The organism is Ruegeria sp. BG3, assembly GCF_056538485.1.
In genome coordinates this window covers 400,812-418,199 of record NZ_JBQFTE010000001.1, presented here as the reverse complement: position 1 = coordinate 418,199, position 17,388 = coordinate 400,812, and the positions used below count along the sequence as shown (strand labels likewise).

Here is a 17,388-nt window from a genome sequence, read left to right as displayed (position 1 = left end):
GCTACGCTTTTTCCTGCGCAACCTCGCGGATGCGTTCGATCATCGCCCTCAGACCGTTCGACCGCTGAGCAGACAAGTGGTCATTCAGACCCAGCCGCGCCAGCTCTCCGCCGGCATCGACCTTGATCACTTCGGCCACTGGTAAGTCGTTGTAAAGCAAACGTAAAACCGCGATCAGGCCACGCACAATCAGCGCATCGCTATCCCCATCGAACCGAAACACGCCACCGTCGATCATCGGGTGCAGCCACACCTGGCTGGCGCAGCCGTCCACTTTGGTCGCCGGAACTTTGAGCGCGTCGTCCAGCGGCCCCATCGCCTTGCCCTGTTCGATCACATGGCGATAGCGGTCCTCCCAATCCTCGAGGAACTCGAAATCTTCGACAATTTCTTCAAAGGCGGGCGTTGCCATGGCGCGGCGGTCCTTCTGTTTCATTCACAATTGTGACCTATGCCGACGATAGCCCCCTGTCCAGCCCTCGCCGTGGCTTTTCAAGGCAAGGAAATTGCGCTAACCCATTGCGTGAATGACTGTTAAAGCCGTGGGTCCATGCAAAAATCACTGTCTCTTCTTGTCGTCGCCGCGTTGACCCTGTCTGCCTGCAACAGCTGGCGCAATTCGCGGGCGAACCCGTCTAACTGGTTCGGATCCAGCCAGCCCGCTCCAGTCGAAACCGCTCCGGTGGATGAGGCCTATGCGCTTGTCCCAAAACAGCGCGAGGGCATCGGCCTGTTTGACCGGCCCGAGGAAGAAGACACCAGCGTTCCGATTGCAAAAATCGACGAACTGCGGATCGACGCAACGCCCACCGGAGCGATCGTCTATTCCTCGGGCACGGCGCAACGCCAAGGCGCGTTCAACGCCCGTCTGGTGCCCGTGAATTCGGAGGAGAACCAGAAGAACGGCGTGATGGAGTTCACCTTCCTGGTGAATTACCCCAAGGCGCAGACTGCGCAGGGCACTGAGCGTTCACGCATGGTGTCCGACGCCATCAACGTCTCCCGGCAAGAGCTGGAAGGCATCCGTCTGGTCCGCGTGGTTGGGCAGCAAAACGCCCTGGAATCGCGCCGCCGCTAAACGGTCAAAGGGATACGACCTTCACGTTTTGGCCCTTTGCGGCCAGTGCGATCTTGCCTTCGCACAGCTTCAGAGCATCCTCACCGAACACCTCGAACCTCCAGCCGGTCATAGAGGGAAGGCCCCGCTCGCCTGCCGCGATCTGGTCCAGTTCGGCGCTGGTGGCGATCAGTTTTGCCGCCACGCCCGAGCTTTCGGTTTTCGATTTCAGCAGCACCCGCAACAGATCCGCCAACGCCGGGTTCACCTTTAGCTTGTCGCGGCTCGTGTCGACCTTGGGCAGTTGTTCGGGCGGACAGTTCACACCCTTTTTGACGGCCGCCAGAATGCCTTCCGCAATCGCCCCTTTGCGCGCCTCTCGCAGCAACAGACGCGAGCCGCCAAGGTCTGATGGCGTTTTGGGTTTGGTCGAGGCCAGCTCGATCAGCGCGTCATCCTTAAAAACGCGGTTGCGCGGGATGTTGTTGTCCTGTGCGTGAGATTCGCGGAACTGTGCCAGCTCCCGCACAACCGCGAGAAACTTGGCCGAGTTCGTCCGCGTTTTGACACGCTTCCACGCATCTTCGGGCCGGATGTCATAGGTGCCGGGCTGGGTCAGGATCCGCAGTTCCTCGGACACCCAATGGCTGCGCTTGGTTTTCTCAAGCTCAGCCGCGAGATGTTCGTAGATCTTGCGCAGATGGGTCACATCGGCCAGCGCATAGGTCTTTTGCGCGTCTGTCAAAGGACGCCGCGACCAGTCGGTAAAGCGCGAGGTTTTATCCACCCCCTGCTTGCAGATCTTGCGCACCAACGTCTCATAGCCGACCTGTTCGCCAAAGCCACAGACCATCGCAGCAACCTGCGTGTCAAACAGCGGGGTTGGGAACACATGCGCATCGACCCAGAAGATCTCAAGGTCCTGACGCGCAGCGTGGAACACCTTGACCACGCTCTCATTCCGGAACAACTCATAGAGCGGCTCAAGCGAGATATCAGCGGCCAGCGGGTCGACCAGAACGGCACTGTCTTCATCCTCGGAAGGAACGGCAAGCTGTACCAGACACAGTTTTGAATAATAGGTCCGCTCGCGCAGAAATTCGGTATCTACAGTGACATAGGGAAAGGCAGCAGCAGCCGAGCAGAAATCAGCCAGCTCTTGCGTCGTTGTCAGAGTTTTCATGCGCCGTACTATTCTTGTTCTTTGTGTGACTGCCCGTTTTTCCGTCCCGAGCGTTATCGGCGACCATAGGACGAATTCTCGCCGGGTGTAAATCACCCAAGGGAGATCAGGGCAGCATAAGAACAGACCTGTTGCCTTCCGCATACCGCCGCAGCACCGACGGGTAGAGCTGATGCTCATAAACCAGCACTTTGGCGGCCAGGCTGTCAGGGGTGTCCTCGGGTGCAATGGCAACCTTCGCCTGCCCCAGAATTGGGCCATCATCCAACGCCGCCGTGACCTCATGCACCGTGCAGCCATGTTCGGCGTCGCCCGCGTCGATCGCGCGGGCGTGGGTGTGCAGACCTTTGTATTTCGGCAGCAACGAGGGGTGAATGTTCAGCATCCGCCCCTGAAAGCGCGAGACGAAATCGCCGGTCAGAACCCGCATGAACCCGGCCAGACAGACGATATCAGGCTGCGCGGCCTCAAGCGGTTTCAGCAGTTCCGCCTCAAACGCCTCCCGATCCCCTTTAAAGGGGCGGTGATCGACCACGGCCGTTTCGATGCCGCGATCCCGGGCCTTTTCCAGCCCGCCGGCCTGCGCGTCGTTGGACAGAACCAGACAAGGGCGCGCTGGGTGGTCTCCGGTCATGCTGTCGACCAGAGAGACCATGTTTGATCCGCCGCCGGAAATCAGGATCGCGACGCGCTTGTGGCTCACAGCAGTTTGCCCGAATAGGTCACGCCGGCAGTGTCGGTCACGGTACCGATGCGCGAGACACTCTCGCCCGCCTCGGCCAGCAATTCGGTCAGCGCGTCAACCTGATCGGCAGCGCAAACCACGATCATGCCGATACCGCAGTTGAAGGTTTTCAACATCTCACCTTCGGCAATCCCGCCAGTTTCGGCCATCCAGCCAAAGACAGGCGGCAGGTCCCATGCGTCCAGATCGATTTGAGCCCCCAGCCCTTCGGCCAGAACACGTGGCAGGTTCTCAGTCAGACCGCCGCCGGTGATATGGGCCAACGCGTGCACACCACCAGCCCGGATCGCAGCCAAAGCGGGCTTCACATAGAGGCGCGTCGGCGTCAGCAGCGACTCGCCCAGCGTACCGTCGCTAAAGGGCGAGTCGGCCTCCCACCCGAGACCCGAAATCTCGACCAGTTTGCGCACCAGAGAGTAGCCGTTGGAATGCACTCCGTTCGAGGCCAGCCCCAGCAGAACGTCGCCCGCCGTTACCCCGTCGGGCAGATCGGCACCCCGCTCCATCGCGCCGATCGAGAACCCGGCCAGATCGAAATCACCATCGGGATACATGCCCGGCATCTCGGCGGTTTCGCCGCCGATCAGGGCGCAACCCGACTGGGCGCAGCCTTCGGCAATGCCTTCGATGATCCGCGCGGCGGTATCGGTGTCCAGCTTGCCGGTAGCGAAATAGTCAAGGAAAAACAATGGCTCAGCGCCCTGACAGATCAGGTCGTTGACGCACATCGCGACCAGATCAATGCCAACGCCATCGACAACGCCGGTATCAATCGCAATCCGCAGCTTGGTGCCGACACCGTCGGTGGCACCGACCAAAATGGGATCTTCATAGCCAGCGGCCTTGAGGTCAAACAGCGCGCCGAACCCACCCAGGCCGCTCATAACACCAGGGCGATTGGTGCGTTTGGCGGCGGGCTTGATGCGGTCGACCAGAGCGTTGCCTGCATCAATATCCACACCCGCGTCGGCGTAGGTGATTCCGTTCTTGCCCGCTGTCATGGCCTATCCCTCATGAATGGTTTGCGGGCGGGTTAGTCGATTGTGCGCTTTGATGCAACGGTCAGGCTTGACGCGGGCGATCACCGTGGTACTCAAAGCGCTCAGGCGGGCCTGTAGCTCAATTGGTTAGAGCAGAGCGCTCATAACGCTTTGGTTGCGGGTTCAAGTCCTGCCGGGCCTACCAAAATCCGCTATTTTCATAAGAACGCAGCGCCTCTAGCGCCCGAAGATGATGTCGGCACACAGCCCGCCCAGTCGCTCGCTTTTACCAAGGCGCAAAACGCCGCCATGGGCACGGGCGATGTCGGCTACTATGGCAAGGCCCAGACCAACACCGCTGCCTTGGTTCTGATTACGTGCAGGGTCCAGGCGGGAAAAGGGCTTAACGGCCTCGGTCCGCTGTTCCGGCGGGATGCCCGGTCCATCATCCTCGACCCGGATACGCAGGGATTTGGGTGTAAGCGTCAGGCTGACATCCGCCTTGCTGCCATAGCGCACGGCGTTGCCGATCAGGTTCTCAACCGCCCGGCGCGTGGCCGATGGCCGCAACATCACGGTCCCCTGCCCTTCGACTGCTACCAGTTCCGCTTGATGGCCTGCCCGTTTTGCGTCGCTGACGATCTGCGTCAGCAAAGCTTCGGGATCGACCTCTTCGGGCGCGCCTTCTGCGGCACCGCGTGAAAAGTCGAGGAACGCATCCAGAAGCGATTGCATCTCGGTTACGTCCTGCTGCAACGGCGCAGCCTCTTCTTCTGGCAACATAGACAGACCCAGTTTCAGTCGTGTCAGCGGGGTACGCAGGTCATGGCTGACCCCGGACAACATCAACGTTCGCTGCTCCATCTGCCGCTCGATCCTCGCCCGCATGTCGAGAAAAGCGTTTCCCGCGGCCCGAACCTCGACCGCGCCGCCGGGGGAATACGGCACAACCCGTCCGCGACCAAAAGCCTGTGCAGCATCTGCAAGCCGCGTAATGGGCCGGAGCTGGTTGCGCATGTATAGAAACGAAATCGAGGTCATGATGATGGCAAAGAAAACCATCGTCACAATCAACTGATGCGGCGCTGCAGGGGACAGACGCCGTCGATCAAAGGTCAGCTGCAACAGACCTAGATGAGTGGGCATATACAGGCGCGCCTCTTGCCCGCTCGGCAGGGCAACCGCCACAAGGTCAGGCAATTCTGCCATCAGATCTGCCTCAACCTGTGGCGCAATAAAGTCGTACCATCTGCGCCGGCCGATCTCCGGCATCTCATCCGCATCGAGGAACTGCATCTTCATCGACAGAGCGCTCAGATCAGGACGCACAGCGGCCAACGCCTGTTGCCGGGTCTCAGATTCAGCCATGGTCTGAGTGATCAGTCGGACTTCCCGCGCAGCGGCTTGCGTCATTTGCGCGGTCACGTCCTCCAGGTGCTTTTGCAGGAACGCAATGCCCACCACCAGCAGCAAGGCCACCACCGGCAGTAAGAGAATCAGCGCAGCCCGGACATACAGGCCGCGTGGCATATAGGGTTTGAGCCATTGCGTGGACATGCGCTAAACCTAGCGGGCTGCCCAGACAAGAGAAAGAGGACAGAATGCAGGCACCTGACGAATTCAACCCGCCAGCTGGCGTGGCGCAGGAGTTGCATCCGGGTTTGCGGCGCATTCTGGCTCCGAATCCTTCGCCGATGACGTATCGGGGCACGAACACCTATCTTCTGGGCACCCGATATCTGGCAGTGATCGACCCCGGACCGCTGAGCAACGCGCATCTGGAGGCGATTCTGGACGCGTTGTCCCCCGATCAGAGAATCAGCCATATCCTCGTGACCCACACCCATCTGGATCATTCGCCTCTGGCTGCCCCGCTCGCCGCCCGCACGAGTGCCCCTATTCTGGCCTTTGGAGGCCCCGAAGCCGGGCGCAGTGCGGTCATGTCCGACCTCGCCCAAAGTGGCATGGTGCAAGGCGGCGAAGGCATCGACACCGCATTCCGGCCGGATATCGAGCTGGCGGACGGAGAACGCATCACGGGTGACGACTGGCAGCTCGAGGTCATCCACACCCCCGGTCATCTGGGCAATCACATCGCGCTGGCCTGGGGCGATATCTGCTTTACGGCAGATCACGTGATGGGTTGGGCCAGCTCGCTCGTCTCTCCCCCTGACGGAGACCTCACCGACTTCATGGCGGCCTGTCATCGACTGCAACAGCGCGACTGGTCCGTCTTTCACGCGGGTCACGGCGCGCCGATCGAAAACCCTGCTGAGCGGTTGGAGTGGTTGATTCAGCATAGGCTAGGACGAGAAGCGCAGATCCTGGCGGCGCTGGCAGATCGGCAAGGCTCGGCCCGTCAATTGGCCGAGCGTATCTACACCGACACCCCGAAAGCCCTGCTGCCCGCAGCCGAGCGTAACGTCCTGGCGCATTTGATTGATTTGGCGGGAAAATCCAAAGTCACCTACAATGGCCCGCTTGCTTCAGATGCGGTTTTCCGGCGACTTTCGTGAGCGCGTGAAAAAATTCAGATTTCTCGCGCTTCCCCTCTGGACGTCAAAAATCGGGGTTGTTATACGCCCCTCAGTTCCGGCGTAGCTCAGCGGTAGAGCAGTTGACTGTTAATCAATTGGTCGTAGGTTCGATCCCTACCGCCGGAGCCAATCTTCTCAGCAAAATCTGCTGAAATTGGTCATGGTCCAGACGGGCCAGAACTGCGCTTTGCTGATCGGCAGAAAAAACTTTTCATCCCCCACTGGACGCCGTGAAAACAGCTTGCTATACGGCGCGAACCGTTCCGGCGTAGCTCAGCGGTAGAGCAGTTGACTGTTAATCAATTGGTCGTAGGTTCGATCCCTACCGCCGGAGCCAATTCCCCCAGATCACCCCGTCAATGCGTCGGCAAACTGCGTGCGCAAGGTCCGTTTCAGCACCTTTCCCGTGGCGTTCAACGGCAGAGCGTCGATGAATACAACCTTGTCCGGCACTTGCCATTTGGCGATCTTGCCATCGAAGAAGGACAGCAGTTCGTCCTCTGACGGCTCCTCTCCCTCGGCCTTCACGGCGACCAGAATCGGGCGCTCATCCCATTTGGGGTGCGCCACACCAACCACGGCGGCTGTGGCGAGTTTTGGATGGGCGACCGCGATGTTTTCCAACTCGACCGAGCTGATCCATTCGCCGCCCGATTTGATGATATCCTTGGACCGATCGCGGATCGTCATGTAGCCGTCGGCATCCAGAGTTGCGACATCGCCGGTGGCGAACCAGCCGTCCTGCAAAAGCGCCTCGTCCTGCATCTGGAAATAGCTGTCCAGTACCCACGGGCCGCGCACCATCAGGTCGCCCTGGGTTTCGCCGTCATGGGGCAAATCATTGCCGTCGTCATCCACGATCTTCAACTCAACCCCATAAGGAGGCCGCCCCTGGCTTTCGCGCAGGCGGTGCTGCTCGTCGATCGGCAGGTCGCGATGTTTGGCAATCGGGACATTGGTTGTGCCCAGCGGGCTCATCTCACTCATGCCCCACGCGTGGACGGTATCGACGTCGTAGACCTCACGGAAGGTTTCGATCATCGAGGGTGGGCAAGCGGCACCTCCGATCACGGTGCGATCAAGGCTGGCGAGTTTGCTGCCGGATTGCGCGGCATGGGCCAGAAGGCCCTGCCAGATCGTGGGAACACCCATTGCGACCGTCACGCCATAGCTGTCGATCAGGTTGACCAGCGCCTCACCATGCAGTCCCGGCCCTGGTAGAACCATGCGCGAGCCGGACATGGCGCAGCCATAGGGCGACCCCCAGGCATTGACATGGAACATCGGCACCACGGGCATCACCACATCCATCGCCGAATAGCCAATGACGTCTCGCGCGTTTGAGGCAAAGCCATGCAGCACGGTCGAGCGATGCGAGTACAGCACCCCCTTGGGATGGCCCGTCGTGCCTGAGGTGTAACATAGACTGGAGGCCGTGTTTTCGTCCAAGTCCGGCCATGCGAAATCGGCATCACCCGTCTCGATCAAGTCATCATAGAATTGCAGCCCTTCGATCTGCATGGCCGCTTCCTCATCACGGGGCCCCATCAGCACAAAGTGATGAACCTCGCCCAGCCCCTCTTGCAACGCAGCGACCAGCGGGATGAAGGTGGCATCAAAAAACAGAACGCGATCCTGGGCGTGGTTGATGATGTAGTTCAGCTGCTCGGGGAAGAGGCGCGGATTGATCGTGTGACACACGAAACCTGCACCCGAGGTCGCATAGTAGATCTCAAGGTGGCGGCGGTTGTTCCAGGCCAGGGTGCCGATGCGGTCTTGTGGTTCCAGTCCAAGCTTGGTCAATGCCGATGCCAACCGGCGAGCGTTGCGTGCCACTTCGGACCAATTGGTCTGCGTTACGGTACCGTCTGTTTCGACCGACACGATTTCCGTCTGACCGTGGTAGCGCTCGGCGTGATCAATCAGTGACGAGATCAGCAAGGGCTGCGTCATCATCTGTCCCAGCATGGACATCCTCCCTTTTTTTGTTCAGGCCACGCTGTCGGCGGCCATTCCGTGCTTTGAGTGATACGCGGGCCGGTGGCCGGGTGATCAATCTTGACGGTTCATTGGGAAGAACCCTGCCAAGCAATTATTTGTCTGACAATAAAAAGATTGCGGCCCGAGATTGGCCCGGGCCGCATTTCACCACGTCACTTGCGGTGGCGCAGGGCATAGGCGACCAAGGCCGCAGTCGAGCCATCCTTGTCGTCCGCGCTTTCTTCTCCGTCCACGATCGGCCCGAGTGAGGTGGCAAGTTCTTTGCCCAACTCCACACCCCATTGATCGAAGGAATTGATGCCCAAAAGGACGCCTTCGGCGAACACCCGATGTTCATATAGCGCAATAATCTGCCCCAGAACGAAAGGCGTCAGTTTAGGGTAGATCAAGGTGGTCGAGGGCCGGTTGCCAGGAAACACCCGATGCCGTGCCTGACGGTCGAGTTCGTCGCCCTGCAGGCCTTTGGCGGCCATTCGGGCGCTGGCTTCGTCAAGCGAACGCCCGCACATCAAAGCCTCGGACTGGGCAAAGCAATTGGCCAGAAGCAGGCGGTGATGATGGGCCAGTTCAGGTTCATGCCCTTCGGCGGCCACCATGAATTCACAGGGGATCACGTCGGTACCCTGATGGATCAGCTGGTAGAAGGCATGCTGACCATTGGTGCCTGGCTCACCCCAGACGACAGGCCCCGATGGCACAGACAGCGCGCTGCCATCCATTGCGACCGATTTGCCGTTCGATTCCATCTCGAGCTGCTGGAAATAGGCCGGCAGGCGCAACAGCCGCTGGTCATAGGGCAACACCGCGCGGCTGGCATGGCCCAGCACCTGACGATGCCAGATCCCGACCAAAGCCAGCATAACCGGAACGTTCTCGGCCCAGTCGGCCGAGCGGAAGTGCAGGTCCATCGCCTGACCGCCCCGCAGGAACGCGTCGAACGCGTTGGAGCCAATCGCGATCATCACAGGCAATCCGACAGGACCCCAGACGGAGTACCGCCCGCCGACCCAATCGGCGAAACCGAATACGCGATCCTCGGGGATGCCGAAGGCCTGCGTTTTGTCCAACGCGCTTGAGACGGCGGCGAACTGCTTAGAAGGATCGCCTCCGCCCTCGCTCATCCAGGCCCGCGCGGTGCGGGCGTTGGTCATGGTTTCAATCGTCGTGAAGGTTTTCGAGGCCACGATCACCAATGTTCGGGTCGGGTCCAACTGGCGCAACGTATCCGCGATATGCGCGCCATCGACGTTCGAGACATAGTGCAGACGCGGCCCATCATGGTAGGGCGACAGCGCATGGGTCGCCATCACTGGCCCCAGATCCGAGCCTCCGATACCGATATTCACCACATCGGTAAAGCTGCCCCCTGCCCCGGCAGCGGTGCCTCCGCGCACCTCCTCGGCGAAGACACGCATCCGCTGCAAGGTGTCCAAAACGTCCGGCATCACATCCTGACCATCGACCCGCACCGCGTCGCCGTCCAGGTTTCGCAACGCCGTGTGCAACACCGCGCGATCTTCAGTCTCGTTGATTTTCTGGCCAGAAAACATCGCCTCGCGGCGTGCTTCCAGATCGGCTTGGTCACATAGTTGGATCAGAGCATCCCGGATCTCGCCGCCGATCTGCGTTTTTGAGTAGTCGAACAGCATATCGCCGGTTGAGGCGGAGAAATTCTGTGCCCGATCCGCGTCCGCCTCGAACAGGTCGAGAATGCGGGCCTGTTGCGATGCTGCCAGTGCTTTCAATCTATCCAGCTGCATGGCTCACTCCGCCCAATGAACGGTCATGCCGCCCAACACAGCCGCAATTGGGGCCTCTTCGGGGGGTAGAGACATGGCCTTCTCCAGCGCTTCCCGCTTCTCGGCGCCGTAGATGATCAGATGTTTCGACAAGGCCCCATCTAGGACCGGAGCCGTCAGGGTGATACGCGGTTCCGGTTGCACATCCGTCCTCGCCACGGCCAGTGTCGGCGCGTTGCTGTCCAGCGCCTCAGCCAGCCCCTGCATTCCTGGAAACAGTGAGGCTGTGTGCATATCGCCTCCCATCCCCAACACCAGTACCGACAAAGGCAGAACCGGTGCGATCAATGACTCGATCTCAGGCAGAGCGTCCTCGGGTGCGGCCCCCGGGACGTAGAGCGGCACGTATTGCGCCACCGAGGCGCGGTTGGTCAGAAGGCGTTCGCGGATCAGACGCTCGTTCGAGCGGTCACTGTCCGCAGGCACACAGCGTTCGTCGGTCGGCAGCACGCGTATCCGCGCCCAGTCCAGATCTGCGGCACAGAGGACATCGAAAACCGGCCCCGGAGTCGTTCCGCCCGGCACCGCAAGGGCCACCGTGTCGTCATGCAACAAAGCGGCCTCTAATTCTCCGGCCAATGCGTTGGCCACGTCGATCGCCAACATGTCGCGGTCGGCATATTCCTGAATATTCATGGCTTGATTCCTTGCCAGTGGCGACCGTCTCGTTTCATCAGCAGCTCGGCGTCGCCCGGCCCTGTGCTGCCACTGTCATAGGGTTTGGGGACATCGCCCCGCGCCTGCCATCCGGCGATGATCGGATCGGTCCAGGCCCAGGCGGCCTCGACCTCATCACCACGCATGAACAGGGTCTGGTTGCCCCGGATCACGTCCATGATCAGCCGTTCATAGGCATCGGGCGGGCCCTGATTTTCCGGACCGAGCGCCTCGGCAAAGCTCATATCTAGCGGGACGTCGATCAGACGCATTCCACCTTGCCCCGGCTCTTTGATGGTCACCTTCAAGGTGATCCCCTCATTCGGTTGCAACCGGATCGACAAGGCATTGGCGTGTCGCCCTGCTGCCTCGCCAAATATCGAATGCGGCGCGTCCTTGAATTGCACGTTGATCACCGAGGACCGCGCCACCAGCTGCTTACCGGTGCGCAGGTAGAACGGCGTCCCGGCCCATCGCCAGTTGCTGATATGCGCCTTCAAGGCCACGTAACTTTCCGTGGTCGAGCGGGGATTGCCGACAACCTCGCGATAGCCTGACCCTTCAGCCTCGGCGGCGAACTGCCCGCGTACAATGTGGTGCGGCTCAACCGGATCAAGCGCGCGGATGACCTTGAGCTTTTCGTCGCGTACAGCGTCCGGATCGAACTTGGCGGGTGGTTCCATCGCGATAAGGCAGAGCAATTGCATCAGGTGGTTCTGCACCATGTCGCGCATGGCTCCAGCGCGCTCGTAATAGTCTTCGCGCCCTTTGACGCCCACCGTTTCGGCCACGGTGATCTGGATGTGATCCACGTATTGGCTGTTCCAAAGCGGCTCAAACAGCATGTTGCCAAACCGCACGGCCATCAGGTTCTGGACGGTTTCTTTCCCCAGATAGTGGTCGATCCGATAGATCTGCCTTTCGTCGAAATGCGCCGCCAGCGTAGCGTTCAAATCCCGTGCGCTGTCCAGATCGTGGCCAAAGGGTTTCTCTACCACGATCCGAGTGTCCTCGGTCGCAAGCGCATGCGCGCGGATACGTTCGGCCAGAGGGGCAAACAGGCTGGGACCAACCGAGAAATAGAACGCCCGCACCCGGTCCGGGGTCAGTTTGCCCGCCAGCTCATCCCACCCGCCGGTTGAGAGCGCATCAAGCCGGACGTAGTCGAGGCGCTGCAGGAAACCTTGTAGATTCTCAACCTCACCAGACCGTCTGGGCGCGTAGCTCCGCAACGACTCGGCGACGAGGGTCCGGAACGCATCCGTCGAAAGCTCACTGCGCGCCGCCGCAATGATGCGTGCGCGTTCGGGCCACTGCCCCGCGCAGAATCTGCGAAACAAGGCGGGCAGGATCTTACGCTGCGCAAGATCTCCGGTGCCGCCGAAAATGACCAGATCGAAAGGATCGACGGGAATGACGCGTGAAACCATGAGTTGTCCTTAACCTGCCCCTTTGGTCATGTCCAATGTTAGCGCAATCATAATGCTCCTTTATGCGTCTTTTTTTTCCGTCGCATGACCCGAAAACGCCTCTTATTCGATGGCTAAAGCCAAAGTAATCCAAATCACTGAGGGACGCGGCGGTTTTCCGCTATAGATGTAACAGGATCATTCCAGTTTGGGTTGTTGAGATGAACAAGTTTCTGTTTTTTCTGTTTGCATGTTTCGCCGCCCCGCTTTGGGCGCAAGAGCGTTTGGCGCTGGTGATTGGCAATGATCAGTACAACTCGGTCGTTGATCTGAAGAAAGCTGTTGCCGACGCCGAGGCGGTTTCCGACAAGCTTGAAAATCTGGGTTTTGAAACCATCCAAGGCCTGAACCTCGACCGGCGCGGTATGAACCAGAAAATCGCGGACTTCACGGCCCGGCTGGAGGCAGGCGACACCGCTTTTGTGTTCTTTGCCGGTCACGGGGTTGAGATCGACGGAGAGAATTACCTGCTGCCCACCGATATTGTTGCGCCCACGTCCGGTGAGACCGATTTCGTAAAATCCGAATCCATCGCCTTGTCGAACCTGCTGGACCGCGTCCGCGCCACCGGCGCGCGCACCTCTATCGCCATTATTGACGCCTGCCGCGATAATCCGTTCGAGACCGTATCGGGGCGCAGTGTCGGGCGTACTCGCGGCCTGGGGCGTATCAATGCGCCTGAGGGTATGTTCGTGATCTTCTCGGCCGGGGCTGGCCAGATGGCTCTGGACCGCCTGAGCGATGATGAACCCGCGCAAAACTCGGTCTTCACCCGCGCATTGCTTCCGCGACTGTCAGAACCGGGGCTTGAGCTGCGCAGCATGGTCTCGGACCTGCGGCGCGAGGTGCGCGATCTGTCCCGCACCGTTCAGCACACGCAAATCCCCGCCTATTATGATGAACTGTTGGGTGAGTTCTATTTCACCCCAGCTGTCGCAACAGTCCCGCTGACCACGCCAACGCCCCCAACAGATGATATGCGCGCGGATCTTGAGCTTGCGCGCTCGGTCGGAACAGTGACCGCACTGGACGCATTTCTTGAGAAGTACGAGGATCAGTCCGAAAACTACTCTTATGAGGTGGCTCTGCAGTTGCGCGACAGCCTTGCTTCGGTCGAATTGCCGATCGAGACGGAGCGCACTCCGGCCCCCGAAGCCCCAGAAACACCCGTCATATCAGATTCGCGCGAAGTGATGCGCGCCACGCAATCGGCCTTGAACGCGCTAGGCTGCAGTGCAGGAGGCGCAGATGGTGTCGCAGGACCACGCACAAGACAGGCCTTTGCACGCTACCGCGACGCGAGCGCGTCGCAATTGGGGGCAGATGATTTGGGAACTCAGCACGCGCTGGAGGAGTTGCAGGGTAAAAGCGGCACGATCTGCAAGGTCGTCGCTGCACCGGTGCCCACACCGTCCCCTGCTCCTTCTGTGTCCACGAGCCTTTCTATGGCCGGAACCTGGCAGTTCAAGGCCACCTGCGCGGTGGTCGTGAAAGTGACCGGAACAGTGCGCTACTCTCATGCCGGAGGCAATAAGTACACCGGAAGCCTCACCGACTCGCTGGGTCAAAAAGCCAATACGGTGATCTATGTGAATGACCAACAGATCAGCGGCACCGACTATTTTCCCGGCATCACAGTTCAATGGCGCGGTCGTCTCGCCGAGGATGGCAATAGCTTCACCAGCTCGGGCTCAACCGGGTGTTCGGTCTATGCGTGGCGGGCCGGATAGGGCGTCAGTTCACGCGGAACTCACCCACCATATTGCGCCATTCCCCCGGCGCGATCATCTTGCGATGGGTGAACTTGACCGAGTGCAAAGGCCCCTCAATCTCTCGCTGCCAAAAATCGATGAATTCGAACAGTTTTGGATGATCTGGAGCCAGATCATATTCCTGCCAGATAAACGTATTCAGAACATGGATATAGTCAGGCATATGGTAGAAGAATTCCGCCGTGGTCAGACCGTATCCCTTCAGCATTAATTCGGTTTCGCTTTGCTGCATTCAGACCTCCGATTTCGTTCAGGGTCTCTCTATGATAGCAGCAAAACCACCTAACAGTTGGATAACAAGATGTTACCCGAGTGTTACTTTGGATTTTCGCGCTGGGATTCGTTGCTTGCTTGCACCTTATGTGCTGGGTCTGATAAAGTAGAACCACAAAATATAGAGTCTGCACAAGAAACGAGCAGTTTACGTGAGCGATACGCCAGAAACACCTGAAAACATGGATGAAACCCCGCCTGAGCGCCCTGTCTATGACGGCCCGACGGTCTCCATCGAATCCGAGATGCGCACGTCCTATCTGGACTATGCCATGTCAGTCATCGTTTCCCGCGCAATCCCCGATCTGCGCGATGGTCTGAAACCCGTGCATCGGCGGATTTTGTACGCCATGCACGAGACCGGTAACACGCATGAAAAGGCGTATCGCAAATCGGCCCGTCCGGTCGGCGATGTGATGGGTAAGTACCACCCGCATGGCGACAGCGCGATCTATGACGCGCTGGTGCGGATGGCGCAGGATTTCTCGATGTCGCTGCCACTGCTGGACGGTCAGGGCAACTTTGGCTCGATGGACGGCGATAACCCGGCGGCCATGCGTTATACCGAAGTGCGGATGGACAAACCCGCCGCCGCCCTGCTGGCCGATATCGAAAAAGAGACGGTTGATTTTCAGGACAACTACGACGGCAAGGACAAAGAGCCGACCGTCCTGCCCGCCCGTTTCCCGAACATGCTGGTCAATGGCGCAGGCGGTATCGCCGTGGGTATGGCGACGAATATCCCTCCACACAATTTGGGCGAAGTGGTCGACGCCACGCTGGCGCTGATTGACGACCCGGACCTGACGTCCGAGCAGTTGATCGAATACGTCCCCGGTCCCGACTTTCCGACCGGCGGTGTGATGCTGGGCCGCTCCGGTGCGCGCAAGGCTTATCTGGAAGGCCGCGGCAGCGTCATCATCCGCGCCAAGACACGTGTCGAGGAACTGCGCAAGGATCGCTACGCCATTGTCGTGGATGAGATCCCTTATCAGGTTAATAAAGCCTCGATGATCGAAAAGATCGCTGAAGCAGTGCGTGAGAAGCGCATCGAAGGCGTAGCGCATGTTCAGGACGAATCCGACCGCAACGGCGTGCGTGTCGTGGTTGAGCTGAAACGCGACGCAACGCCCGAAGTGGTGCTGAACCAGCTTTATCGTTTCTCGCCAATGCAGACGTCGTTTGGCTGCAACATGCTGGCCCTGAATGGTGGTCGGCCCGAGCAGCTGACCCTGCGCCGGTTCCTGACATCCTTCATCGACTTCCGCGAGGATGTGGTAGCCCGCCGCACCGCATACGATCTGCGTAAAGCACGCGAGCGTAGCCATATCTTGTGTGGTTTGGCCGTGGCCGTCTCGAATGTGGACGAAGTGGTTGCCACCATCCGTTCGTCGGCAGACGCGGCTGAGGCACGCGAGAAACTGATGACCCGACGCTGGCCCGCCGCCGAGATCGAAGGCTATCTGCGCCTGATCGACGATCCTCTGTCCAAGATGAACGACGACGGCACCTATAACCTGACCGAGGTTCAGGCCCGTGCGATCCTCGAATTGCGCCTGCAGCGCCTGACCCAACTGGGCGTCAAAGAGGTCACGGACGAGTTGGAGCAACTGGCCGCCAAGATCAAAGAATACCTGGATATCCTCTCCTCGCGCGAACGCATCATGTCGATCATCGGCGATGAGCTGCGCGAAGTGCGCGATCAGTTCGCCGTGCCCCGTCGCACCGAGATCGTCGACTGGTCCGGCGACATGGAAGACGAGGACCTGATCGAACGCGAAGACATGGTCGTGACTGTCACCTCGGGCGGCTATATCAAGCGTACTCCGCTGGCCGATTTCCGGGCGCAGAAGCGTGGTGGCAAGGGCCTGTCGGGGATGCAGACCAAGGAAGAGGACGTGGTTACCACCCTCTTCGTGGCCAACACGCATACGCAGCTGCTGTTTTTCACGACCGACGGGATGGTCTACAAGCTGAAGACTTGGCGCCTGCCGCAATCAGGGCGTACCGGCAAGGGCAAGGCGATCGTCAACATCCTGCCGATCCCGACCGGAGTCTCCATCGCGGCGATCATGCCGGTCGACGTTCCGGACGAGGAATGGGAAAACCTTCAGGTCGTCTTCGCCACAAGCGCGGGCACCGTACGGCGTAACCGCCTGTCGGACTTCACCAATGTGAAGCGCAACGGCAAGATCGCCATGAAGTTCGAGGATGAGCATGCCGAGACGAAGCTGATCAACGCGCGCATCTGCTCGGAAGAGGATGATGTGATGCTGGTCACCAAATCCGGCCGCGCAATCCGCTTCCCGACGACGGATGTGCGGGTGTTCAACAGCCGCTCTTCGGTCGGTGTGCGCGGTGTGCGCCTCTCCGGCGATGACGAAGTGGTTTCGATGTCCGTCATCCGCCATTTCGATGCGACCTCGGATGAACGGGCCGCCTATCTCAAGATGCGCCGCCTGATGGCGGGCGTCACCGATGAGGCCGAGGGCGATGAGGATGAAGGCAATGCCGACAGCGTGCTGCCTCAGGAACGCTACGCCGAGATGTCGGCCGCCGAGAACCTGATCCTGACCATTACAGCGGGCGGTGCGGGCAAGCTGAGCTCCAGTCATGACTACCCCGTCCGCGGACGTGGCGGTATGGGCGTTGCCGCTATGGACAAAGCAATGCGCGGCGGAGAGCTTGTGGCTTCCTTCCCGGTCGAGATTGATGACCAGATCATGCTGGCCACCTCCAAAGGTCAGTCGATCCGAGTGCCAGTCGATGGCATTTCCTTCCGGTCCCGCAGCGCCGGTGGCGTGCGGGTATTCAACACCGGCAAAGGCGAAGAGGTCGTCAGCGTCGCCTGGATCGCCGATCAGGGCGATGAGGACGAGGCCGAAGAATAATCTTTCGGCTAGAGCACATGAAAC

14 protein-coding genes and 3 tRNA genes are annotated in these 17,388 nt (G+C 59.8%); 7 read left to right on the top strand and 10 right to left on the bottom strand.

The window, feature by feature from the left end; genetic code table 11:
- Position 1: 1 nt before the first annotated feature.
- Positions 2-412, bottom strand: coding sequence for a SufE family protein (locus ACR0AI_RS02090; protein WP_480671638.1), 411 nt, complete (start codon positions 410-412; stop codon positions 2-4).
- 138 nt (positions 413-550) lie between these two features.
- On the opposite strand from ACR0AI_RS02090, the gene ACR0AI_RS02085 reads away from it, so the two are divergent.
- Positions 551-1,078 carry a hypothetical protein gene (locus ACR0AI_RS02085; RefSeq protein ID WP_480671040.1) on the top strand — a complete coding sequence of 176 codons (528 nt, stop codon included), beginning with the start codon at positions 551-553 and terminating at the stop codon, positions 1,076-1,078.
- Between the two features lie 4 nt (positions 1,079-1,082).
- Here ACR0AI_RS02085 and rnd read toward each other — a convergent pair whose 3' ends face one another.
- The 3 genes from rnd to purM all read right to left on the bottom strand — a co-directional run bounded on the left by rnd (position 1,083) and on the right by purM (position 3,986).
- Entirely contained in the window at positions 1,083-2,240 is a 1,158-nt protein-coding gene (rnd, locus tag ACR0AI_RS02080) for a ribonuclease D (protein ID WP_480671042.1), read from the bottom strand.
- Positions 2,241-2,346: 106 nt separating this feature from the next.
- Entirely contained in the window at positions 2,347-2,943 is a 597-nt protein-coding gene (gene purN / locus ACR0AI_RS02075) for a phosphoribosylglycinamide formyltransferase (RefSeq protein ID WP_480671044.1), read from the bottom strand.
- Complete coding sequence (gene purM / locus ACR0AI_RS02070; protein WP_480671046.1) at positions 2,940-3,986, bottom strand: phosphoribosylformylglycinamidine cyclo-ligase; 1,047 nt, start codon at positions 3,984-3,986, stop codon at positions 2,940-2,942. Before purM ends, purN begins: the two co-directional genes overlap by 4 nt.
- 107 nt (positions 3,987-4,093) lie before the next feature.
- On the opposite strand from purM, the gene ACR0AI_RS02065 reads away from it, so the two are divergent.
- Positions 4,094-4,170 (top strand) — tRNA-Ile (locus ACR0AI_RS02065).
- 32 nt (positions 4,171-4,202) lie between these two features.
- On the opposite strand, the gene ACR0AI_RS02060 is transcribed toward ACR0AI_RS02065, so the two are convergent.
- Entirely contained in the window at positions 4,203-5,522 is a 1,320-nt protein-coding gene (locus tag ACR0AI_RS02060) for an ATP-binding protein (protein WP_480671048.1), read from the bottom strand.
- 44 nt (positions 5,523-5,566) lie between these two features.
- Here ACR0AI_RS02060 and ACR0AI_RS02055 point away from each other — a divergent pair, with 44 nt between their 5' ends.
- From ACR0AI_RS02055 to ACR0AI_RS02045, 3 genes are all read left to right on the top strand, one after another.
- Complete coding sequence (locus ACR0AI_RS02055) at positions 5,567-6,481, top strand: MBL fold metallo-hydrolase (protein WP_425082865.1); 915 nt, start codon at positions 5,567-5,569, stop codon at positions 6,479-6,481.
- A gap of 75 nt (positions 6,482-6,556) precedes the next feature.
- Positions 6,557-6,631 (top strand) — tRNA-Asn (locus ACR0AI_RS02050).
- A 133-nt stretch (positions 6,632-6,764) separates the two neighbouring features.
- Positions 6,765-6,839, top strand: a tRNA-Asn gene (locus ACR0AI_RS02045).
- Positions 6,840-6,850: 11 nt separating this feature from the next.
- Here ACR0AI_RS02045 and ACR0AI_RS02040 read toward each other — a convergent pair.
- The 4 genes from ACR0AI_RS02040 to zwf form a co-directional block, all read right to left on the bottom strand.
- Positions 6,851-8,470, bottom strand: coding sequence for a long-chain-fatty-acid--CoA ligase (locus tag ACR0AI_RS02040; protein ID WP_480671050.1), 1,620 nt, complete (start codon positions 8,468-8,470; stop codon positions 6,851-6,853).
- Between the two features lie 185 nt (positions 8,471-8,655).
- Positions 8,656-10,263, bottom strand: a complete 1,608-nt coding sequence (gene pgi / locus ACR0AI_RS02035; protein WP_480671052.1) for a glucose-6-phosphate isomerase — start codon at positions 10,261-10,263, stop codon at positions 8,656-8,658.
- Positions 10,264-10,266: 3 nt separating this feature from the next.
- Positions 10,267-10,938 (bottom strand): 6-phosphogluconolactonase, encoded by a 672-nt coding sequence (gene pgl / locus ACR0AI_RS02030; protein WP_170688734.1) that lies wholly within the window; start codon positions 10,936-10,938, stop codon positions 10,267-10,269.
- Positions 10,935-12,389 carry a glucose-6-phosphate dehydrogenase gene (zwf, locus tag ACR0AI_RS02025; RefSeq protein WP_480671055.1) on the bottom strand — a complete coding sequence of 485 codons (1,455 nt, stop codon included), beginning with the start codon at positions 12,387-12,389 and terminating at the stop codon, positions 10,935-10,937. Before zwf ends, pgl begins: the two co-directional genes overlap by 4 nt.
- Before the next feature lie 200 nt (positions 12,390-12,589).
- Here zwf and ACR0AI_RS02020 point away from each other — a divergent pair, with 200 nt between their 5' ends.
- Positions 12,590-14,158, top strand: a complete 1,569-nt coding sequence (locus tag ACR0AI_RS02020) for a caspase family protein (protein ID WP_480671057.1) — start codon at positions 12,590-12,592, stop codon at positions 14,156-14,158.
- Positions 14,159-14,162: 4 nt separating this feature from the next.
- Here the strand turns inward: ACR0AI_RS02020 and ACR0AI_RS02015 are convergent, their stop codons facing one another.
- Complete coding sequence (locus ACR0AI_RS02015) at positions 14,163-14,432, bottom strand: usg protein (RefSeq protein WP_170373832.1); 270 nt, start codon at positions 14,430-14,432, stop codon at positions 14,163-14,165.
- A gap of 193 nt (positions 14,433-14,625) precedes the next feature.
- On the opposite strand from ACR0AI_RS02015, the gene gyrA reads away from it, so the two are divergent.
- Entirely contained in the window at positions 14,626-17,364 is a 2,739-nt protein-coding gene (gyrA, locus tag ACR0AI_RS02010; RefSeq protein WP_480671059.1) for a DNA gyrase subunit A, read from the top strand.
- The last annotated feature ends 24 nt before the right edge of the window (positions 17,365-17,388 follow it).